The 21,646-nt window shown below is 64.1% G+C and carries 13 protein-coding genes; 1 reads left to right on the top strand and 12 read right to left on the bottom strand.

Annotated elements, in window-relative coordinates; genetic code table 11:
- Position 1: 1 nt before the first annotated feature.
- The 12 genes from glgA to PMI07_RS20660 form a co-directional block, all read right to left on the bottom strand.
- On the bottom strand, positions 2 to 1,459 hold the full coding sequence (gene glgA, locus PMI07_RS20605) for a glycogen synthase GlgA (protein WP_024163986.1): 1,458 nt from the start codon (positions 1,457 to 1,459) through the stop codon (positions 2 to 4).
- A gap of 6 nt (positions 1,460 to 1,465) precedes the next feature.
- A complete protein-coding gene (gene glgC / locus PMI07_RS20610; protein WP_007770211.1) occupies positions 1,466 to 2,728 on the bottom strand; it encodes a glucose-1-phosphate adenylyltransferase in 1,263 nt (420 codons plus the stop codon).
- A 20-nt stretch (positions 2,729 to 2,748) separates the two neighbouring features.
- A complete protein-coding gene (glgB, locus tag PMI07_RS20615; protein ID WP_007770210.1) occupies positions 2,749 to 4,959 on the bottom strand; it encodes a 1,4-alpha-glucan branching protein GlgB in 2,211 nt (736 codons plus the stop codon).
- Positions 4,959 to 7,421, bottom strand: coding sequence for a glycogen/starch/alpha-glucan phosphorylase (locus tag PMI07_RS20620; RefSeq protein ID WP_024163987.1), 2,463 nt, complete (start codon positions 7,419 to 7,421; stop codon positions 4,959 to 4,961). The genes glgB and PMI07_RS20620 overlap by 1 nt, the downstream gene beginning before the upstream one ends.
- A 199-nt stretch (positions 7,422 to 7,620) precedes the next feature.
- Positions 7,621 to 8,856 (bottom strand): TadE/TadG family type IV pilus assembly protein, encoded by a 1,236-nt coding sequence (locus PMI07_RS20625; RefSeq protein ID WP_007774196.1) that lies wholly within the window; start codon positions 8,854 to 8,856, stop codon positions 7,621 to 7,623.
- A gap of 134 nt (positions 8,857 to 8,990) precedes the next feature.
- Positions 8,991 to 9,872, bottom strand: a complete 882-nt coding sequence (locus PMI07_RS20630) for a transglutaminase family protein (RefSeq protein ID WP_024163988.1) — start codon at positions 9,870 to 9,872, stop codon at positions 8,991 to 8,993.
- On the bottom strand, positions 9,872 to 12,283 hold the full coding sequence (locus tag PMI07_RS20635) for a circularly permuted type 2 ATP-grasp protein (protein ID WP_024163989.1): 2,412 nt from the start codon (positions 12,281 to 12,283) through the stop codon (positions 9,872 to 9,874). Before PMI07_RS20635 ends, PMI07_RS20630 begins: the two co-directional genes overlap by 1 nt.
- A gap of 8 nt (positions 12,284 to 12,291) precedes the next feature.
- Positions 12,292 to 15,618, bottom strand: a complete 3,327-nt coding sequence (locus tag PMI07_RS20640) for a transglutaminase family protein (RefSeq protein WP_024163990.1) — start codon at positions 15,616 to 15,618, stop codon at positions 12,292 to 12,294.
- A 162-nt stretch (positions 15,619 to 15,780) separates the two neighbouring features.
- Positions 15,781 to 16,944, bottom strand: a complete 1,164-nt coding sequence (locus PMI07_RS20645) for an ABC transporter permease (protein WP_007771260.1) — start codon at positions 16,942 to 16,944, stop codon at positions 15,781 to 15,783.
- Complete coding sequence (locus PMI07_RS20650; protein WP_007771258.1) at positions 16,941 to 17,906, bottom strand: ABC transporter ATP-binding protein; 966 nt, start codon at positions 17,904 to 17,906, stop codon at positions 16,941 to 16,943. Before PMI07_RS20650 ends, PMI07_RS20645 begins: the two co-directional genes overlap by 4 nt.
- On the bottom strand, positions 17,903 to 18,868 hold the full coding sequence (locus PMI07_RS20655) for an HlyD family efflux transporter periplasmic adaptor subunit (protein ID WP_024163991.1): 966 nt from the start codon (positions 18,866 to 18,868) through the stop codon (positions 17,903 to 17,905). Before PMI07_RS20655 ends, PMI07_RS20650 begins: the two co-directional genes overlap by 4 nt.
- On the bottom strand, positions 18,865 to 19,485 hold the full coding sequence (locus PMI07_RS20660; protein ID WP_007772175.1) for a TetR/AcrR family transcriptional regulator: 621 nt from the start codon (positions 19,483 to 19,485) through the stop codon (positions 18,865 to 18,867). Before PMI07_RS20660 ends, PMI07_RS20655 begins: the two co-directional genes overlap by 4 nt.
- A gap of 381 nt (positions 19,486 to 19,866) precedes the next feature.
- Between PMI07_RS20660 and PMI07_RS20665 the strand changes: the two genes are divergently transcribed.
- Positions 19,867 to 21,645 (top strand): ABC transporter ATP-binding protein/permease, encoded by a 1,779-nt coding sequence (locus PMI07_RS20665; protein ID WP_007772177.1) that lies wholly within the window; start codon positions 19,867 to 19,869, stop codon positions 21,643 to 21,645.
- Position 21,646: the final 1 nt, after the last annotated feature.

Consider the following 21,646-nt stretch of genomic DNA (forward strand, 5'->3'; position numbering starts at 1 on the left):
GTCATGATCCTTTTTTGGCAATGAGGCTGGAATAGAGGCCGGCATAGAGACCGGCGCTTCTTTCCCAGGAGACATCGGATTTCATGCCCTGCTTCTGCATCCCCGTCCAGACCTTCGGCTGGTGGTAGAGGCCAACGGTGCGGCGAAGCGCCCGGCGCAGGTTGTCGGTGGTGACCGGCCCGAAGGTGACGCCCGTCGCGGCCTTGGAGGCGACCGCCGCGTGGCTGGCGTCGATGACGGTGTCGTTCAGGCCGCCGGTGCGGGCGACGACGGGAATGCAGCCGTAGCGTAGGCCGTAGAGTTGAGTGAGGCCGCAGGGCTCGAAGCGGGAGGGGATAACGATCGCATCGCAGCCCGCCTGCATCAGATGGGAGAGCGGCTCGTCATAGATGGAAAGGACGGCGACCTTGCCGGGATGGCGCTTGGCAGCGGCATGGAAGGCATTTTCGAGCGCCCGGTCGCCGGAGCCGAGAACGGCGAGCCGACCGCCCATGGCGACGAGATCGTCAAGCGTTTCGGCGAGCAGGTCCATGCCCTTCTGCCAGGTCAATCGCGAGATGACGCAGAAGAGCGGCCCGGCCTCCCGGTCGAGACCGAAGCGTTCGGCGACCGCCCGCTTGTTTTCGGCACGGGTCTTCAGCGTCGTCGCATTGTAGTGGGCCTTCACGGCGGGGTCGGTCGCCGGGTCCCAGATGTCGGCATCGATGCCGTTGACGATGCCGTGCAGATCGCCCTGGCGGAGCGTTAGCAGACCTTCGAGGCCCATGCCGAATTCGGGGGTGAGGATTTCCTCGGCATAGGAGGGGCTGACGGTGGAGATTGCCCAGCTCGTCTGCAGGCCGGCCTTCAGGAAGCCGACGCCGCCGAAATATTCGACGCCTTCGATGCCGAAGGCATGCGCCGGCAGTTCGAGATAGGGGAAGATATCGGCACCGTACTGGCCCTGGAAGGCGATGTTGTGAATGGTGATGAGGGTCGGCACTTCGGGCTCGGCGGAATAGCGCATATAGGCCGGCACCATGGCCGCCTGCCAGTCGTGCACGTGGACGATATCCGGACGCCAGCCTTCTTTACCGTCCGCCATTGCCCCTTGGGCGATCATTGCGCCGGCCTTGGAAAGGGCCGCGAAACGCCGCCAGTTGTCGAAATGGTCCTTGGAGGCGGCATCGACATAGGGGCCGCCGGGCCGATCGAAAAAGGTCGGGGAATCGAGGATCAGGAGGTCGAGGCCCTGATACTCGACTTCGAGCACGTCGGCCCTGGCGCCGAGCAGGTTTTCGAAACTCAGGCGGAGCTTGGCGTCCTTGACGACGCGCATCACGGCCGGATAACCGGGCATCAGCGTCTTGACCGAAACGCCATGCCCTTTCAAGGCAAGCGGCAGCGCGCCGGCCACATCGGCCAGCCCGCCGGTCTTCACGAGCGGATAGACTTCGGACGCGACCGAAAGCACTTGCATAAGACGTTACAGATCCAGTTTGTCGATCATCGCCTGGGTGATCAGGCAGATACCGGTTTCGGTGCGGCGGAAACGTTTCGCATCGAGTTCGGGATCTTCCCCGACCACCAGGCCTTCAGGAATGGTTACACCGTGATCGATGACGACATTGCGAAGCTGCGCGCGCCTTCCGATCCTGACATTCGGCAGCACGACCGCGCCGTCGAGGCGGGAATAGGAATTGGCGCGCACGCCGGTGAACAGCAGGCTTCGATTGAGCGACGAGCCGGAGATGATGCAGTCGCCGGATACGACCGAGGAAATCGCCGAGCCGCGGCGGTCTTCGTCGTCATGGACGAATTTCGCCGGCGGGGTGATCTCCGCATAGGTCCAGATCGGCCAGGACTTGTCGTAGATATCGAGGCCGGGGACAATCTCGGTCAGGTCGATATTGGCCTGCCAGTAGGCGTCCACCGTGCCGGCGTCGCGCCAGTAGGGCTCGCGCTCGAAATCGGAGCGGACGCAACTATCGGCAAAACGATGGGCGACGGCTTTGCCGTGCTCGACGATATAGGGGATGATGTCCTTGCCGAAGTCGCGGCTGGAGCCGGGCGTTTCTGCATCGCGCTTCAGGACGTCCATCAGGAACTTGGTGTGGAAGACGTAGATGCCCATCGAGGCGAGCGCGAAATCCGGATTGCCGGGAATGCCGGGCGGATCGGCTGGCTTTTCGACGAAGGCGATGATCTCGTCCTTCTCGTTGACATGCATGACGCCGAAGCCGGTCGCTTCCATGCGCGGCACTTCCAGGCAGCCGACGGTGACCTGCGCGCCGCTGTCCACATGCTGCTGCAGCATGTATTCATAGTCCATCTTGTAGACGTGGTCGCCGGCGAGGATGACCATGTATTCAGGCGCATAGGCCTCGATGATGTCGATGTTCTGGAAGACGGCGTCGGCGGTGCCCTCATACCATTGCGTCTCGGAGACGCGCTGGGAGGCGGGCAGGATGTCGAAGCTCTCGTTGCGCTCGGGGCGGAAGAAGTTCCAGCCGCGCTGCATGTGGCGGATCAGCGAATGGGCCTTGTACTGCGTCGCCACCCCGATGCGGCGAATGCCGGAATTCAGCGCGTTCGACAGCGCGAAATCGATGATGCGCGCCTTGCCGCCGAAATAGACCGCGGGCTTGGCGCGGCGGTCGGTGAGTTCCTTCAAGCGGCTGCCTCGGCCGCCGGCAAGCACATAAGCCATTGCATCGCGCGACAGGGGCTGAATTCTCTTTTCGTTCATCGTTTCCCTCCCAAGGTCCCTTATGCTTGTTCCAGTTCGAGCATGATCGTCGCGAGCGGGGGCAGCGTGACTTCTGCCTGGACGGTTCCTCCCGCGTTCACAGCGTGAACGCGACCGCCATTGCCTTTGCCGCTGCCGCCGTAGATCTCGGCGTCGGTATTCAAGATTTCCCGCCATCTGCCTTCCTTTGGCAAGGGGATGCGGAAATTTTCACGATAGACGGGGGTGAAATTGCTGATCACCGCCACCGGCTTTTCTCCCGGCGACATGCGCAGCCATGCATAGACGGAATTTTCCGCGTCGTCGGCGATCAGCCAGCGGAAACCTTCGCCCTCGCAGTCACGCGCATGCAGCGCGGGCTTGGAGCGGTAGGTGAAGTTGAGGTCGCGCACTAGGCGGCGCATGCCTTCGTGCGGGTGGTACTGGAGCAGGTTCCAGTCGAGCGAACGCTCCTCGCTCCACTCGCTCCACTGGGCGAATTCCTGGCCCATGAACAGCAGCTTCTTGCCCGGATAACCCCACATGAAGCCGTAATAGGCCCGCAGGTTGGCGAATTTCTGCCAGTCATCGCCGGCCATCTTGGCGATCAGCGAGCCCTTTCCGTGCACGACCTCGTCATGGGAAAGCGGCAGCACGAAATTCTCCGTATAGGCGTAGAGCAGGCCGAAGGTGAGTTCGTGGTGATGGTGCTTGCGGTGGATCGGCTCGCGCTTGAAGTAGCTCAGCGTGTCATGCATGAAGCCCATGTTCCACTTGAAGCCGAAGCCGAGGCCGCCCTCGTGAACGGGCTGCGAGACCTTCGGCCAGGACGTGGATTCCTCGGCGATCGTCATCATGCCGGGATGGGCGCCGTAGGAGAGAGAGTTCATCTTCTGCAGGAAGCGCACGGCTTCGAGGTTTTCGCGCCCGCCATATTCGTTCGGCACCCATTCGCCCTCCTTCCTCGAATAGTCGAGATAGAGCATGGAGGCGACGGCATCGACGCGCAGGCCGTCGAGATGGAACTTTTCCGCCCAGTAGAGCGCGTTGTTGACGAGGTAGGAGAGGACCTCGTTGCGGCCGAAATTGTAGATCGCCGTGTTCCAGTCGGGGTGGAAACCCTGGCGGGGATCGGCGTGCTCGTAGAGCGCCGTGCCGTCGAAGAAACGCAGGCCGTGGGCGTCGGTCGGGAAATGGGCGGGCACCCAGTCGAGGATGACGCCGATGCCGACCTTGTGGCAGCCGTTGACGAAGCGGGCGAACCCTTCCGGCTCGCCGAACCTTGCGGTCGGGGCGAAAAGCCCGGTCGTCTGGTAACCCCAGGACGGATCGAAGGGATGCTCGGTAATGGGCAGGAACTCGATATGGGTGAAGCCCATGTCGGTGCAATAGGGGATCAGTTCCGAGGCGAGTTCGTCCCAGGTGAGGAAGGAGCCGTCGGGCTTCCTGCGCCAGGAGCCGGCATGCACTTCGTAGATGGTGATCGGCTGGCGGCGGTGGTCTGCCTTTTCCCAGAATTCCAGGTGGGCCGCGTCGTCCCATTTCTGGGAGAGTTCCGGCGCGGTGACCGAGGCGGTGTTGGGGCGCATCTCGGCGCGGCGGGCATAGGGGTCGGCTTTCAGCGGCAGGACAACGCCGTTCTTGCCGACGAGCTCGAACTTGTAGGCCGCGCCCGGCCGGATGTCGGGAGCGAAGATCTCCCAGATGCCGGTATCGACGCGCAGGCGCATGACATGCCGGCGGCCGTCCCATCCGTTGAATTCGCCGACGACGGAAACCCGCTTGGCGTTCGGCGCCCAGACGGCAAAATGGAAACCCTCGACGCCCTCGTGTTTCAGGGCATGGGCGCCCATCTTGTCGAAGAGGCGCAGGTGCGAGCCCTCGCGGACGAAATAGTCGTCCATAGGGCCCAGCACCGGGCCGAACGTGTAGGGATCGGTGACCGCCCATTCGTCATCGCCGCGGCGGGCGCGGTATCGGATGGGCTGCAGGTGGGTGGCGTTGACGAGGCCTTCGAAATATCCGGCGTCGTGGCGGCGCGTCAGTTCGCCGAGTTCGGTGCCATTCAGCGAAAGGGCGGTGACCGCTTCCGCTCCGGGCACGAAACAGCGGACCCTGAAACCGTCCCCGAGCTTGTGAAGCCCGAGGACGGCGAAGGGATTGGTATGCCTGCCTTCCAGAATCGCCTCGATCTCGGATAACGGTATTTCGCCAGGGGCTCTCCCGTCATCGACGCGCGGCGATTTCTTCATCAGGCTCTCCAGATTTCCGACGCATACTGACGAATAGTTCTGTCCGAGGAGAACCATCCCATCCGGGCGGTATTGCGAATTGTCTTCGAATACCAGGATTTAGGGTCGGACCAGATTTGGTCAACGTTGCGCTGGGCATCCGCGTAGGCGTCGAAATCGGCGGCGACCATGAACCAGTCATGATTGTAGATGCCGTCGATCAGGGCGGTGAAGCGCGAGCGGTCGTCGGGCGAGAAGACGCCTGTGGCGATCGCGTTGAGCGCCTGGGCCAGTTCACGCGACTTCTCGATGATGGCGCGTGGCTGATGGCCTTCCTCGCGGACCTTGGCGACCTCGTCGGCGGTCATGCCGAAGATGACGATATTCTCCTCGCCGACATGGTCGCGCATCTCGACATTGGCGCCGTCGAGCGTGCCGATCGTCAACGCGCCGTTCAGCGCGAACTTCATGTTGCCGGTGCCGGATGCTTCCATGCCGGCGGTCGAGATCTGTTCCGACAGGTCGGCGGCCGGGACCATGATCTCGGCAAGCGAGACATTGTAGTTCGGCACGAAGACGATCTTCAACAGGCCGCGCACGGCCGGGTCGTTGTTGATGGTGCGGGCGACGTCATTGGCAAGCTTGATGATGAGCTTGGCGTTGTGATAGCTCGGCGCCGCCTTGCCGGCGAACAGTTTGACGCGCGGCACCCAGTCCATTTCGGGATGCGAGCGGATCTGGTCGTAAAGGGCGACGGCCTCGATGATGTTCAGAAGCTGGCGCTTGTATTCGTGGATGCGCTTGATCTGGATGTCGAACATGGCCGACGGGTCGATGCGGATGCCCATGCGGCTGCCCACGAGGTTGGCGAGCTGCACCTTGTTGGCCCGCTTCACGGCAGCGAACTTCTCCTGGAAGGCCGGGTCGTCCGCATGCGCGTCGAGTGCCTTGAGCGCTTCGGTATTGTCGAGGAACTCGTCGCCGATCGCGTCCTGGATCAGCGAGGTGAGGCCCTGGTTGCACTGCATCAGCCAGCGGCGCGGGGTGATGCCGTTGGTCTTGTTGTTGATGCGGGCCGGATACATCGTGTGCAGGTCGGCGAAGACCGTGACCTTCATCAGGTCCGTATGCAGGGCCGAGACGCCATTGACCGAATGCGAGCCGACAAAGGCAAGGTTGCCCATGCGGACGCGACGGTCACCGCTTTCGTCGATCAGCGAGATCGCGCGGATCTGGGTGTCGGAGAAGCTCTTCTGCTTGCGGGCCTCGATCAGGATGATGGCGTTGATCGCATAGACGATCTGCATGTGGCGCGGCAGAAGGCGTTCGAACAGCGGTACCGGCCAGGTTTCCAGCGCTTCCGGCAGCAGGGTGTGGTTGGTGTAGGAGAAGGTCTGGCGGGTGACCGACCAGGCCTGCTCGAAATCCATGCCGTGGATGTCGGTGAGCAGGCGCATCAGTTCGGCGATCGACACGGCCGGGTGGGTGTCGTTGAGCTGGATCGCCACCTTCTCATGCAGGTTGGTGAAGTCCGGGTACTGCTGCAGGTGGCGGCGCAGGATGTCCTGCAGCGAGGCGGACGAGAAGAAGAATTCCTGGCGCAGGCGCAGTTCCTGGCCGGCCGGGTTGGCGTCGGCCGGATAGAGGACGCGGGTCAGGCTTTCCGCCTTGTTGCTTTCGCGCAGCGCGCCGATGTGGTCGCCGGCGTTGAAGGCGTCAAGCAGGATCGGGTCGATCGGCTGTGCCGACCAGAGGCGCAGCGTGTTGACGCGCTTGCCGCGCCAGCCGACTGCCGGCGTGTCATAGGCCATGGCGATGACGCGTTCGGCCGGCTTCCAGACGTAGCGCGGCGTCTCGTCGTAACCGCCGACGGTTTCGACCGTGCCGCCGTAACCGATCTCGTAGGAGCTCTCGCGGCGTTCGAATTCCCAGGGGTTGCCGTGGGCGAGCCAGCTTTCCGGAAGCTCGACCTGCCAGCCGTCGGCCATCTGTTGGCGGAACAGGCCGTGGACGTAGCGGATACCGTAGCCATAGGCGGGAATGTCGACGGTCGCCATGCTCTCCATGAAACAGGCAGCAAGACGGCCGAGACCGCCGTTGCCGAGTGCTGCGTCCGGTTCAAGAACGGCGATCACGTCGATATCGACACCGAGGGAAGACAGCGCGTCGCGGATTTCCTGCATCAGGCCCATGTTGCTGACGGCGTCGCGCATCAGGCGGCCGATCAGGAATTCGAGCGACAGGTAATAGACGCGCTTGTCGCCCGTCCGATAGACCTTGCGGGTCGATTCCATCCATGTGTCGATGATGCGGTCGCGTACTACCAGGATCGTGGCGGTCAGCCAGTCGTGCGGCTTGGCGACCTTGGCGTCCTTGCCGATACGGTAGGTCAGGCGCTCGATGATCTCTTCCGCCATGATTTCGGGGCGGGAGCTGCGGGGGGCCGGCTGGGGAATTTCGACAGGAGAAGACGTGTTATTCATATGTCGCCAACTTTCTGGGGAGCGGGAGGAAGGGCGTCCGATTCAGTCCATCTGGCATGATGTATAGAGACAGTTTATGCACCGTTATGACACTGTTGCAATGCTCGATTTATCTTTGTGCATTTCCATCGAAAAGGATGCAACAAAAACGCCCCGCCGGTAAGGGCGAGGCGCTTTGCGGCCTTTCTGGAAGGCAGGTTTAGTTGGTCAGGCGGGTGCCGGTCTTGGCGGCCTTGCGGGCGATCTCGCCGAAACTTTCCACCAGTGTGGTCATGTCGTCCGGCTCGTAATAGTACTCGTCCTTGCCGCTCGAGCAGTATTCCAGCAGGCTCTTGCCCTTGTCGGGGGCCATGAAGGCGATCGTGTAGATCTTGATACCGTCGGCCTTGGCCGTCTGGCACTCCGTGCGCACCTTGGTATCCAGCGTCTGGTTCCAGCTTGAACTGTTGCCGGTCATCTCACCATCGGTCATCAGCACGATGAAACGCTCGAACGAGGTGTTATGCTTGCCGTCATGCGCCGTCTTTTCCGTGGCGTTGGCGGCCTTCAGGGCGTTGTAGGCATTGGTCATCGCGCCGCTGGCGTCGGTACCGCCGTCCGGGACCGCAGGCAGGTTGTTGACATAGCTTGCGGCGGCGGTGGTGCCCCATTGGATCGACTGCTCGGTCTTGGTCTTGTCGTCGTAGCTGTCGGCGCCGACGCGGATGAGTTCGCTGTTGGGGTCCGCCTTCTTCAGTTCGTCGAACATCACCGCGGCAGCGGTTTTCAGCGACAGCATCTTGGACAGATAGTTCGGCACGTCCCTGGTGCAGGTCTTCGGCTTCTTTTTGGTGCCGCAGTCGTAGGTTTCCGGCTTGGTCGGATTTGTCGGGTCGACCGTCGTCGTATCCCAGGCCATCGAGCCGGATTCGTCGAGCGCCAGATACATGGAGAGCGCATTGCCTTCGCGGCCGCTCGCAGACTTGCTCTCGACGCCGACGCGCATGGCGGTGAAGCCGAGGAGCGAGGTCAGTCCGGTCAACGGCACGTCGTAGGCGGACGTCATGCTGACTTCGTAACTGGCGGCGGTGTTCGAGGTCGTCGAGATGGTCGCAACGGCTGCGGTGTCCTTCTCGAGCTTGGCGATCGCGGCCTCCTGCTGATCGATTGGCAGGCCGGAATTCCTGATGTCGTCCTTCTTCGGGCCGAGGACAAAGCTTTTAGCGAGGGTCTGGGCTTCCTCTACCGTCATGGTGCCCTTGTCGGCCATGGCGGCCGCGGCGGCGAGCGTGGCGCTGTCGGCCAGGGCCTGCAGCTTGTTCTTTTCTTCCATGACGTGGGTCAGATCGACCGCGACGCCGCCAACGGCGAGCAGCACGGGAAGCATGATCGCCGTCATGATGCCGAAATTGCCTGCGCGGTCCTTTGCCAGCCGCCTAAGAAGTGTGTGCCTCATCGTAACCCCCAGATCCGTTCAACTCATTTGAACTTCCATGGGCTTGGTTTATTCCCGGCGGGTATAGGAAGGACTAAACCATTCGCTGCAATTTTATCCAACTGCCGGAATCAGCGCCAAAACGGAGCGGGATGTCACGATTTCAGCGGAATGACGTCGACGGCCTGCTCCGCCTTCTGACTTCCGTAACCTTTGAGCACGCCGATGACCGGGGCGACGTCGGAATAATCGCGGCCGTAGCCGACGACGATGTGATCGCTGCCGGCGGGAATGTTGTTGGTCGGGTCGAGCTCGACATAACCCATGGCCTCGCCGCACCAGACCCGCACCCAGGCATGCATGGCATCGGCGCCTTCGAGCCGTTCCTTGCCCGGCGGCGGAATGGTGCGCAGGAAGCCGCTGACGTAACCCGCCGGAATGCCGAGGCTGCGCAGCGCTACGATCATGATATGGGTGAAATCCTGGCAGACGCCGCGCTTCAGCCGGAAGGCTTCCTTCGGCGTCGTGTCGACCTTGGTCGCCTTGCCGTCGTAGGTGAAGTCCTTGTAGATGCGGGCGCAGACGGCGAGCGCGATCTCAAGCACCGTCTGGTCGGGCCTGAGGATCTCGCGGGCATAGGCGGCGATCAGCGGCTCTTCGGCAAGCCGCGGGCTTGCGCTCGTCAGGTGATGCGGCGAGGCCGCATCGACCGACCAGAAATCCGCCAGTTCGTCGCCGAGCGTCTCGAGTTGCGGCGACAGGTCCGCGGTCATCGACGTGGCTTCCACCATGACGCGGGCCTGCATGCGGATGTCGAGCTTTTCGTGGGGGGCGCGCAGCAGCACGGAAGTCGCCGGCTGGCCGAAGAAATCGATGAAGGTGGTGCGCTCCTCGGCGTTCGGGCCGACGGTGACGGAGCCGGCGATCAGCCTCTGCCGGTCGGGCAGCGACAGCGGCAGGAGGCGGATGACATGGCGGGCGTTGGAAGCCGGCACGTCGTAGGTATAGCCCATGTGCAGCGAGAGGTCGTAGAGCATCAGCTGAAATAAGTCTGGCCGAGAATATCGGACAGCTTCTCCATCTCCTGTTCGAGCTTGCGGTAGGTCTCCTGGCTCATCGCTTCGGGGGTCATGACGGCAAGCCCGGAATGCAGCCGCATCGCCTCGCGGTAGAAGGGCGACATCTGGCCGTTGACGAAGGCGTTCGGCAGCTGCTCCACCTCGGTGCGGATCTCGTTCAGCTGGAAGAGGATCGAGCGCGGATTGAGCGGATCGAGCCCCAAAAGGTCGGCGACAGTCAGCCGTGCTGTTGCGACGTTGTAGCGCCGGCGATGGGTCATGACGCTGTCGCCGATCTCGAGCAGCATGTCGAGCGAGCCGTCGGGCGCGTCCGGGCCGGACATGTGGCCGAGCAGGCGGGTCATGTGCATGCCGCGTTCGAGATGGCGGCCGATCGACAGGAAACGCCAGCCGGTGAAGCGGTACATGTTTTCATGCACCAGACCGGCAAAGCCCGCGAGCTTGCGCAGGAGGATGGTCATGGCATGCGAGGCGTCGTCGCCCGCATGCACGGTGTCGTGGAAGCGGCGGGCGGTCTTGGCGAGGTCGGTCAGCGCCAGCCAGCCATCCGGAGAGAACCGGTCGCGGATATTGCTCGCCGAATAGATGGCGCTGTCGATGTTGCGCAAGAGCGGTGCCGGCACCGCCTTCACCATCTCGATATCGATGCCCTTCAGGTAACGGGTGACGTCGGCGAGCAGCGGTGCGTTCGGATCGGCGGATTCGGCATAACGCTGGTGCCAGGCGCGCAGGATGCGCAGCGCGCCTTCGGCCCGCTCGATATAGCGCCCCAGCCAGTAGAGATTGTCGGCGGCGCGGCTCGGCAGGCTGCCGGGCATGTTGCGGGTGAAACTCTCTTCGGGCGGCAGGAGCGTCGGCCTTGCGACCGGTTTGTCGCTGACGATCCAGACGTCGGCTGCGGCTCCGCCGGACTGCATGGCGATCGCCGCGACGTCGTCGCCGGCGCCGATGCGGGCAAAGCCGCCCGGCATGATCTGCCAGCCGTGTTCCGTGCGGGCCGCAAACACGCGCAGCGACATCGGCCGCGGGGTGAGCTTGCCGTTGACATAGGCGGGCGTCGTCGAGAGCGTCACCACTTCCTGGCCGACCAGCTTGGCGCCTTCTGTCGCCAGCCAATCGCCGATGGTGTCTCTGGCGGTGGTGCGCAGCGATGAGCCGAGCACCGACTGGCCGTTGTCGTCGAAGAAGGGCAGCCGCGAATAGGCAGGTCCGATGACCATGCGCTCGATGTTCTTCGCGACGTGCTCGCGTTCCTTTTTCTGCCCGCACCACCAGGTGGCGATCGAGGGCATGATCAGGTCCTCGCCGATCAGCCGCCGACAGACGGTCGGGGCAAAGGCGAGCAGAGCGCGGGTCTCGAGGATGCCGGAGCCGAGCGCATTGACGAAGGTGAGCGCGCCGGCACGCAGCGCCTGGACCATGCCGGGCGTGCCGATATGGGAGTGCTGGTTGAGTTCGAGCGGATCCGCGTAAGCCGCATCGAGGCGGCGCCAGAGCACGCCGACCGGCTTGAGGCCGGCGACGGTGCGGACCATGACCCGGTCGTTGACGACGGTCAGGTCCTCGCCTTCCAAAAGCATGAAGCCGAGGTAGCGGGCGATATAGGCGTGTTCGAAATAGGTCTCGTTGGCGGGGCCGGGCGACAGCACGGCGATGCGGTCGTCCGGATACTGCTTGTGCGACTGCAGCGCATCGCGGAAGGCACCGAAGAAGGAGGCCAGCCGGTGGACGTGGCTTTCGGCATAGATGTCGGAAAAGGCGCGGGTGGTGGCGACGCGGTTTTCCAGCGCGAAACCGGCGCCCGACGGGGCTTGTGTGCGGTCGGCGAGCACCCACCAGTTGCCATCCGGGCCGCGGCCGATTTCGAAGGAACAGAAATGCAGGTAATGACCGCCGACCGGCTTGACGCCGACCAGGGGCCGCAGGAACTCGGAATTTCCGGCAATCAGCGCAGGCGGCAGGAAACCTTCCTGCACCAGCTTGTTGTCGCCGTAGATATCGGCGATCAGCGCTTCGAGAAGATCGGCGCGCTGTATGAGGCCCTTGCAGACCGTTTCCCATTCGCGGCCGTCGATCAGCACCGGCACGTGGCTGATCGGCCAGTTGCGCTCGCCGCTGCCCTGAGCGCCGTAGGTGCGGTAGAAGACGCCGGCGTCGCGCAGGTAGCGGTCGGCGCGGGCGAAACGCTCGCGCAGATCGTGCTCGGACATGCGGCCGAGATGGGAAATCAGGTTGCGCCAGACCGGGCGGATCTGGCCTTTCGCGTCGAGCATCTCGTCGGCAACGCCCGACAGCGCGGCATAACCAAGCAAGGGATCGCGAGCGACCCCCTCCTTTGCCTTGCGTTCGGATGCCGGTGCCTTGGACATCGGGCGTTTCAGACTCCTTGCGGCCGGCGCAGATCGAGCGTCAGCGGGAATTCGGGCGAGGGCGATTCGGCCAGAAGCGTATAACCTCCAGCGGTATGGCCCCATGGTTCGAACCGGGCGAGCCGGCGTGCTTCCGCCTCGTTGCCGTTGACCGGGAAGGTGTCATAACTACGCCCGCCTGGATGGGCAACGTGATAGATGCAGCCGCCGATCGAACGGCCAGACCATGTATCATATATGTCGAAGGTGAGCGGCGTATTAACCGGCAGGACCGGATGCAGGCCGGCCGACGGCTGCCAGGCCTTGAAGCGGACGCCGGCAACCGAGACGCCGGACGTGCCGGTGGCCTTGAGCGGCACGGCGCGGCCGTTGCAGGCGACGGTGTAGCGGGCCGGGTTGGTGGTTTCGAGCCGGACCTGGAGGCGCTCGACCGACGAATCGACATACCGCACGGTGCCGCCGATGGCCCCTTGTTCGCCCATCACGTGCCAGGGTTCGAGCGCCTGGCGGAGCTCCAGCTTGGAGCCTTCGTATTCGACCTCGCCGAAGAAGGGGAAGCGGAATTCGAGCTGCGCCTCGAACCATTCGGGGCGAAGGTCGAAGCCGTTTTCGCGCAGGTCCTGGAGGACGTCCATGAAGTCGGCCCAGACATATTGCGGCAGCATGAAGCGGTCGGCGAGCGCTGTGCCCCAGCGGACGAACCGGCCCTGCAGCGGGTTCTTCCAGAAGCGCGCGATCAGCGCCCGGACGAGAAGCTGCTGGGCAAGCGACATGCGGGCGTTCGGCGGCATTTCGAAGCCGCGGAATTCGACGAGGCCGAGGCGGCCGGTCGGGCCGTCCGGCGAGAACAGCTTGTCGATGCAGATTTCCGACCGATGCGTATTGCCGGTGACGTCGGTCAAGAGGTTGCGGAACAGGCGGTCGACCAGCCACGGCAGCGGGGCCAAGCCCTGGCCGGGCGCCGGCACCTGGGCAAGGGCGATTTCCAGCTCGTACATCGAGTCGTGGCGGGCCTCGTCGATGCGCGGCGCCTGGGAGGTCGGGCCGATGAACAGGCCGGAGAACAGGTAGGAGAGCGAGGGGTGGCGCTGCCAGTGGAGCACCAGGCTCTTCAACAGGTCGGGGCGGCGCAGGAACGGGCTGTCGTTGGGATTGGCGCCGCCGACCACGACATGGTTGCCGCCGCCGGTGCCGGTGTGGCGGCCGTCGATCATGAACTTGTCGGCGCCGAGACGGCTCTGGCGGGCCTCCTCGTAGATCGCGGTGGTGATCGACACGGTTTCCTTCCAGCTTGCGGCCGGATGGATGTTGACCTCGATGACGCCCGGATCGGGCGCGACGCGGATGACGTTGATGCGCTCGTCGTGGGGTGGCGCGTAGCCCTCGATATGCACGGCGAGGCCGAGTGCGGTCGCGGCGTTTTCGGCAGCTGCGATCAGTTCGAGATAGTCCTCGATCTTTTCCACCGGCGGCATGAAGACGCAGAGCCGGCCGTCGCGGGCTTCGACCGAGATCGCCGTGCGCACCGCGCCGCCGATCTCGCCGAGGGTTTGTTCGACGCGGCCGGGATTGGCCGCGTCCCCTGCCTTGAAGGAGGATTCCGGCATGGCGCGGCCGGCCGGTATGATCGCCTCGGGCAGCGGCTGGCGGGGGATCGAGGGGTCGGCCTCGTGGATATAGGGGAATTGCGACGGTGGAACGTAAGGCAGCGTGCCGAGCGGCAGGCGGTAACCGACCGGGCTGTCGCCGGGCACCAGGAAGATGCGGCCGCGGCGGGTGCGCCATTTCTCGCTGATCCAGCGCTTGCCCGTCGCCTGGGCGTTCCAGGCCTGGACAGGCAGAACGTAACCGCTCGGGCTGGTCAGGCCGCGTTCGAAGACGCGGGCGATGCGGTTACGCTCTTCGGGGTCCTTGAGCTTGGAGTTCGACGGGTCGACATTGTCCGGCAGCGAGCCTTCCTTGATGATCCATTCGGCCGGATCCTCATAGGCCGGCACGACCATGTCGGGGGTGATGCCGAGTTCGGCGGCGATGCCGGTCAGGAGCTTGGCGGAATCCTGCTCGCCGACGCCATAGTCGCGGCCTTCCTCGGCGACGAGATCCGGGTTGCTCCAGATCGGCCGTCCGTCCTTGCGCCAATAGAGCGAGAAGGTCCAGCGCGGCAGGCTTTCGCCCGGATACCACTTGCCCTGGCCGTAATGCAGGAAGCCACCGGGTGCGAAACGCTCGCGCAGCTTGCGGATCAGGATATCGGCCTTTTCGCGCTTGGTGGGACCGACGGCATCGGTGTTCCATTCGCCGGATTCGAAATCGTCGATCGAAACGAAGGTCGGTTCGCCGCCCATGGTCAGGCGCACGTCCTGCGCCTTCAGCACGCGGTCGACCTGTTCGCCGAGGTGGTTCAGCGCATCCCAGGATTCGTCGGAGAAGGGCTTGGTGATGCGCGGGTGCTCGGCGACGCGGTTGACCTTCATGTCGAAGGCGAAGGAGGTTTGCGCCTCGCCGAAATAACCGCCTGATATCGGCGCGGCGTTGCGGAAATGCGGCGTTGCGGCAAGCGGGATATGACTTTCGCCGGTCAGCAGCCCGGAGGTCGGGTCGAGGCCGACCCAGCCGGCGCCGGGAAGATAGACTTCGCACCAGGCATGCAGGTCGGTGAAATCGACTTCGGTGCCCGAGGGGCCGTCAAGCGCCTTCAAGTCCGGCGTGAGCTGGATCAGGTAACCGGAGACGAAGCGGGCGGCGAGGCCGAGATGGCGGAGAATCTGGACCAGCAGCCAGCTGGTGTCGCGGCAGGAGCCCAGGGCCGAGGTCAGCGTCTGTTCCGGCGTCTGCACGCCGGGCTCCATGCGGATGACATACCCGATCGCCTGCTGCAGGCGGGCGTTGATGCCGACCACCATGTCGACCGTCGGCTGGCCGGGGGACATGTCGAAGGTCTTCAGGTAGTCGACCAACGCCGGTTCGGGCGGCTCCGGCACCATGTAGATCGACAGGTCCTCGACCAGTTCCGGCGGATAGCTGAACGGCCATTTCATCGCATCCTCTTCGACGAAGAAGTCGAAAGGATTGTAGACCGTCATGTCGGCGACAAGATCGACCTCGATCTTGAACTCGGTGACCGGGTCCGGGAAGACGAATCGGGCGAGGTAGTTGCCGTAGGGATCCTGCTGCAGGTTCACGAAGTGGTTGGACGGCGTCACCTTCAGCGAATGGCTGAGCACCTTGGTGCGCGAATGGGCGGCCGGTTTGAGGCGGATGATCTGCGGTCCGAGACGGACGGGCTTGTCGTACATGTAATGGGTAAGGTGGTAGATACTCGCCTTGATCGACATACTGCCCCTTTGGCTGCGCCTCTGGCTGCCCTTGCCGGCCTTTACGCTGGCCGATCGATGATCGTTGCAAGGATTTTGTGCAATGCACGAGAATAATGCAAGGCGTATTGCAAGCTTATCCCGCTGCGGCAATACCGGTGAAATACGTAGGGTTTGCAGCCTTCAGTCCAGCGTGCGGCGAAAACGGCGGACCGCGATCAGCATGGCGACGGCCATCAGGCCGACGAGCGCCAGCGTGTCATAGGCCAATGTCTCGATGCTGGCGCCCTTCAGCATCACCGCACGGACGATGCGGATATAGTGGGTGAGCGGCAGCGCCTCGCCGATCCATTGCGCCCAATTCGGCATGCCGGCGAAGGGGAACATGAAGCCGGAGAGAAGGATGTTCGGCAGGAAGAACATCATCGCCATCTGCACGGCCTGAAGCTGGTTCGCCGCAATCGTCGAGAACGTGTAGCCGATCGACAGGTTGGTGATGACGAAGAGGGAGGTCGCGGCTGCCAGCGACAGGGGGTCCCCAAGGATCGGCACGCGGAAAACCAGGATGCCGACGCCGATGATGACGAGCGCCTGGACGAGGCCGATCAGTACATAGGGCGCGATCTTGCCGAGCATGATCTCCAGTGGCTTTATCGGCATGGAGAGCAGGTTCTCCATCGTGCCGCGTTCGACCTCGCGGGTGACGGAGAGGGCGGTGAAGATCAGCAGCGTCATCGTCAGGATCGTGCCGAGCAGGCCTGGGACGATGTTGAGCGTCGAGGAGCCGGCCGGATTGTAGCGGCGGTGCTGGACGATCTGGAAAGCAGGTTTCACCGGCTCGGCGAAGGCAACCTGGCGGTCGTTTTCGAGGGCGGTCGAGAGGATGCCGGGGAGCGCGCCGAGCGCGGAGCTGGCAGCAACCGGGTCTGTGGCGTCGGCGGCGACCAGCAGCGAAGGAGAATCGCCCCGGCGCAGCGAGCGTTCGAACCCTTCGGGGATTTCGACGACGAACAGGGCTTCGCCGGACTGCAGGAGGGCGTCCATGTCCTCGGCGCGGGTGATAACGGTCTTCACTTCGAAGAAATCGGTGTTCTTCAGGGCGGCGAGGATGGAGCGGCCGACATCGCTGTTTTCGCGCATCAGCACCGCCGTCGGCAGGTTGTGCGGGGTGGTGTTGATGGCAAAACCGAACAGGAAGAGCTGCATGATCGGCAGCATGACCATGGTCGCGAGCGTGATGCGGTCGCGGGTCATCTGGATGAATTCCTTGACCGTCATCGCCCAGAAGCGGCCGAAGGAGCCACCCCCGGAAGCGCCATTGCCGTTCGTGCCTCGGGCGGTCGTCATTGGAAATTGTCCTCCGAGCGGCGCATCAGGTCGATGAAGGCATCCTCCAGCGTCGGTTCGCCCCTTTCCCATTTGAGGCCTGGCCTGTCGCGATAGGGGGCGATCGCCTGTTCCAGCGTTGCGGCATCCCGGCCTGCGACATGCAGGCTGGCGCCGAAGGGGGCGATCATGTCGATGCCGGGCCGGTTCTTGAGTTCTGCCTGGAGATGGTGGACGTCCGGGCCGGAGGCGGTGCCGGAGACCGTGAAAGTAACGAGGCCGGTACCGGCGATCACCTCGTCCACGGTGCCTTCGGCGAGCAGCTTTCCGTAGGCGATATAGGCGATCTCGTGGCAGCGCTCGGCCTCGTCCATGTAGTGGGTGGAGACCAGCACCGAGAGACCGTCGGCGGCGAGCGCATGGATCTCGTTCCAGAAATCGCGGCGGGCCTTCGGGTCGACGCCGGCGGTCGGTTCGTCGAGGAGCAGAAGCGCGGGTTCTGGCAGGATACAGGCGCCGAGCGCCAGGCGCTGTTTCCAGCCCCCGGACAGCTCGCCGGCCAATTGTTTCTCGCGGCCCTTGAGGCCGAGGCGTTCTATTGCCGCGCCTGCCTTGCCGCGCGGATCGGGCAGGCCGTAGACGCGGGCGACGAATTCGAGGTTCTCGCGGATCGAGAGGTCCTGGTAGAGCGAGAATTTCTGGGTCATGTAGCCGACCCGGCGGCGGATGCGGTCGCTCTCGGTCAGAATGTCGAAGCCGAGGCAGGTGCCGTCGCCGCTGTCGGGCGTCAGGAGGCCGCAGAGCATGCGGATGGTGGTCGTCTTGCCGGAACCGTTGGGGCCGAGAAAGCCGTGGATGCGGCCTTTCTTCACCGACATGGAGAGGTCGTCGACCACCTTGCGGCCGCCAAAGCTCTTGGTCAGGTGATGGACATCGATCACCGTTTCGGGGGCGTCGACTTCGTAGGTTTCGGCGGCGGTCATGGGCGTGGTCCGGTCAGGACATCGACCGGCTGGCCGGGGCGGAGCGCCTTCGGATCGGACGGGATCGCCTCGACGCGGTAGACGAGTTTTGCGCGCTCCTCGAGGCTGTAGATTTCCGGCGGGGTGTATTCGGCGGTTTTGGATATGAAGCTGACTTTGGCGTCGGTCGGCCGGCAGGCGTCGCAGGTGACGCGGATCGGCTGGCCGAGTGAGAACCGGGCAATTTCGGTTTCGGGCACGAAAAAGCGGACGCGGACGTTTTCGGGCGGCAGGAGGGCGACGATCGGCCGGCCGGCGGGGATGACTTCGCCGCGGCGGTAATAGAGGGTCTCGACGCTGCCGGCGGCCGGTGCCGAAACCGAACGGCGGGCAAGCGCTGCTTCGGCCGAGGCAAGCTCGGCCTTGGCCGCCGCAACGGCTTCGCGTGCCTGGCGCAGGGTCTCGTCGCGGGCGGGGAGGGCGGCGAGGATGATCTGGCTGCGGACGTTGTCGAGGGCGGCGCGGTTGGCGGCTTCGGTTGCTGTCGCCGTGTCGAGATTGGCGCGGGTGGACGTGCCGCGTTCGACCAGGACGCGGGTGCGGTCGAGGTCCTGTTCGGCAAGCTCCAGCCGGGCCGAGGCCTCCCGTTCGGAGGCGCGCAGCACGTCGATCTCTTCCGGCCGCTTCTGGGCGGCCTCGGAAAGGTCCAGCGCGGCCTGGGATTGGGCAAGCGCAGCGCGGGCAGCCGAGACCGCCGCTTCTTCGCTGGAAGAGTCGAGTTTGAAGAGTGGTGTTCCCGCCTCGATGGTCTGACTTTCGGCGACATCGAGTTTCGTCAGGCGGCCGGCGGTTTCGGCGCCGATGAACAGCGTATCGGCCTCGATCCAACCCTGATAGGGGCGCGGCGGCCTGTCAGCGAGCAGAAAGGGCAAGGCGGCGAGGGCAGCGCCTGCGAGGATGATGATGGCGAGGATACGCTTCATCTCGCGGCACCCTCCGGCACGAACAGGGTATCGAGGAAGGTGTCGAACAGCTTTTGCGCGTCGAGATGTTCGTAGGCTTCGAAAAGCGTCGTCCAGATGATCGACAGCAGCGCCGGGGACATGACGATCTGCGGCATGTCGGCGAGCGCCGGATTGCGCAGCTCGCCGCGCTCGGCCGCCCGCTTCAGAAGGATGCGCAGCAAGCCGAGGCCCTTGGAGATGATCTCGCGATGGTAAAATTCGGTGACGTCCGGAAACATCGGGCCCTCGGCGAGGATCAGCCGCAGCAGGTGGCGGCGCTCGGTCTCCAGCACCTCGCGCTTGAAGAGCGTGTAGAACATCGACACCGCGAAACGCGGCGGAATGGCCTCGTTGGCCGCCAGCCCGTCGATCTGGCCGAGGATCGGCGAGGCGATGCCGGAGACGAGTTCGGTGAACAGCGCCTCCTTGTCCGGGAAATGCAGGTAGACCGTGCCCTTGGCGATGCCGGCGCGGGCCGCGACATCCTCCATGCGGGTTGCGGCGAAACCGCGCTCCGAGAAACAGGCGAAGGCCGCGGCCAGGATCTCGGCCCGGCGCTGCTGCGGATCGCGTTTCTCTCTTTTCCTCCCGGCCACCGTGCATCTCCATTTATGACTGACTGGTCGGTCATTAACATTCTGTTGCAAAAATTGCAAGCGGTTTTGGGACGCGTCGGGGCTGGCAGGGGGCGATCCGTGCAGCCCCTCCCTCTTGTGGAGGAGGGTTGGCGATGCCACCCCCACTTTACATCCCGGATGCGATTGTCCTGCCGTATCAATGGGGTAGGGAATGCCGCGCACTCCCCGGATCATCCCTGCTGCGGGCTCCGCGGAGACGAGTTGCTCAATTTTGGTGGGGTAGGGTGAGGAATTGCGATTGCGTCATCATATAGGGGGAGCCGATCCCCTTGAAGCTGCGCAAGCCGCAAACGCATGCTAAGTTGAGGGTGACGAGGGTGTTTGCAGGAGTCGCAGTAGATGTCGCAGAATTCCGAAGGTGTAGTGCCGGCCTTCGAACTTTCCCTGGGTGGTCAGCTCCGCATGATGGGCAGAGCATTCTGGAATGCGCCGGTGCGCAATCGCGTCCTGGTGCTGACGGTGGCGCTGCTCCTGGTCATCTTCGCAACCACCTATGCGACATACCGATTGAACGAGTGGAACGGGCCGTTCTACGACGCGCTGGAACGGCGCGACATGCCGGAATTCCTAAACCAGCTCGTCATCTTCGGCGTCATCGCCTTTTCGCTGACCCTGCTCAACGTCGTCCAGCAGTGGCTCAACCAGATCACTGCGATGCGGATGCGCGAGGGGCTGGCGCGCGATCTCGCCGACGTCTGGCTAAAGCCCGGCCGGGCGCTGAAGCTCGCCGGGGCCGGCACGATCGCCAACAATCCCGACCAGCGGCTGCACGAGGACACGCGCATCCTGGCGGAAAACACCACGGCGCTGGCGATCGGGCTCGTCAACTCCACCATTCTGCTGGCGAGTTTCATCGGCGTGCTCTGGGCGATCTCGTCGGATTTCGTCTTCCATTTTGGCGGCCGTACCATTTCTATTCCCGGTTACATGGTTTGGACGACGATCCTCTATGCGTTGCTGGGCTCGGTGCTCAGCAACGTGGTCGGCAACCTGTTGCCGCGGTTGAACGCCGAGCGTTATGCGCGCGAAGCGGACCTGCGCTCAGCCCTGGTGCGCGCCAACGAGAACCTGAAGCCGATCGCGCTGGCGCGCGGCGAGGCGAACGAGCTCACCCGCGTGCATTTCGCGATTGACGGGGTGCTGGGCATGCTGCGCAAGCTCGCCTGGGCGCTCGCCAATCTCACCTGGGTGTCGGCCGGGTTCGGCTGGCTGGCGCTGGTGGCGCCGATCATCATCGCCTCGCCGATGTATTTTTCGGGCGAGCTTTCCTTCGGCGGTCTGATGATGGCGGTCGGCGCCTTCAACCAGGTCAACCAGGCGCTGCGCTGGTATGTCGTCAATTTCAGCGTCATCGCCGACTGGCGCGCCACGCTGAACCGCGTCTCCTCCTTCCGCCACGCGCTGCTGACCATGGACAGTCTGGACAAGGAGGGCGAGGTGATCGCCTATCGCGAAGCGGCTGCCGGCGAGGGTATCAGCCTTTGCGGCATCGTGGTCTATGGCGAGCCCAGCCGGGCCGAGGCGGGACACGGGGTGCGCGTCGTTGAAGGCGATTGCGGCATCAAGCCGGGCGAGCGGGTGATGATCAACGGCGATCCGGGTGCCGACCGGCACCTGTTCTTCCAGGCGCTGGCAGGCATCTGGCCCTGGGGCCGCGGCGAGATCGGCCTGCCGCCGGTGGACAGCATGATCCTGATGCCGCAGGACGGATACCTGCCGACGGCGACGCTGCGCGAGGTGATGACCTCTCCCGCCGAGCCGACCGGTGCCGACGACAAGGCACTGACACAAGCCCTCGAAAAGGTCGGGCTTGGCCGTCTCGTGGGCAGGCTGGACGACGTGGAGCGCTGGGACCGGCTGCTCGACAAGGACGAAGAAGCGGCGCTCGCGATCGCCAACGCCGTGCTGCGCAAGCCGGCCTGGCTGATCATGGACGACGTGCTGGAAGGCCTGGAGCCGGAAACCCAGGAACGGCTGCTGAACGTGCTCAGCCGTCTCGATGGCGTGACGCTCATCTATATCGGCCGTTCGGAAGAGTTCCGGGCCAAATTCTCGCCGCGCCTCTTCCACCTGTCGCCGCTTCACGCGCAAGCGAAGAAGAAGAAGGAAGAGGCATGAC

Origin of the sequence: Rhizobium sp. CF080, assembly GCF_000282095.2 — a bacterium.
GTDB lineage: Bacteria > Pseudomonadota > Alphaproteobacteria > Rhizobiales > Rhizobiaceae > Neorhizobium.

What these genes read in the sequence shown, in the direction of transcription:
- PMI07_RS20630 (WP_024163988.1), bottom strand. Translation starts at nt 9,872, where the DNA reads ATGCTCTACGACCTCTCGCTGCACATGGGCTATACCTACGACGTGCCG.
- glgC (WP_007770211.1), bottom strand. Translation starts at nt 2,728, where the DNA reads ATGAACGAAAAGAGAATTCAGCCCCTGTCGCGCGATGCAATGGCTTAT.
- PMI07_RS20645 (WP_007771260.1), bottom strand. Translation starts at nt 16,944, where the DNA reads ATGACGACCGCCCGAGGCACGAACGGCAATGGCGCTTCCGGGGGTGGC.
- PMI07_RS20635 (WP_024163989.1), bottom strand. Translation starts at nt 12,283, where the DNA reads ATGTCCAAGGCACCGGCATCCGAACGCAAGGCAAAGGAGGGGGTCGCT.
- PMI07_RS20650 (WP_007771258.1), bottom strand. Translation starts at nt 17,906, where the DNA reads ATGACCGCCGCCGAAACCTACGAAGTCGACGCCCCCGAAACGGTGATC.
- glgB (WP_007770210.1), bottom strand. Translation starts at nt 4,959, where the DNA reads ATGAAGAAATCGCCGCGCGTCGATGACGGGAGAGCCCCTGGCGAAATA.
- PMI07_RS20665 (WP_007772177.1), top strand. Translation starts at nt 19,867, where the DNA reads ATGTCGCAGAATTCCGAAGGTGTAGTGCCGGCCTTCGAACTTTCCCTG.
- PMI07_RS20620 (WP_024163987.1), bottom strand. Translation starts at nt 7,421, where the DNA reads ATGAATAACACGTCTTCTCCTGTCGAAATTCCCCAGCCGGCCCCCCGC.
- PMI07_RS20640 (WP_024163990.1), bottom strand. Translation starts at nt 15,618, where the DNA reads ATGTCGATCAAGGCGAGTATCTACCACCTTACCCATTACATGTACGAC.
- glgA (WP_024163986.1), bottom strand. Translation starts at nt 1,459, where the DNA reads ATGCAAGTGCTTTCGGTCGCGTCCGAAGTCTATCCGCTCGTGAAGACC.
- PMI07_RS20625 (WP_007774196.1), bottom strand. Translation starts at nt 8,856, where the DNA reads ATGAGGCACACACTTCTTAGGCGGCTGGCAAAGGACCGCGCAGGCAAT.
- PMI07_RS20655 (WP_024163991.1), bottom strand. Translation starts at nt 18,868, where the DNA reads ATGAAGCGTATCCTCGCCATCATCATCCTCGCAGGCGCTGCCCTCGCC.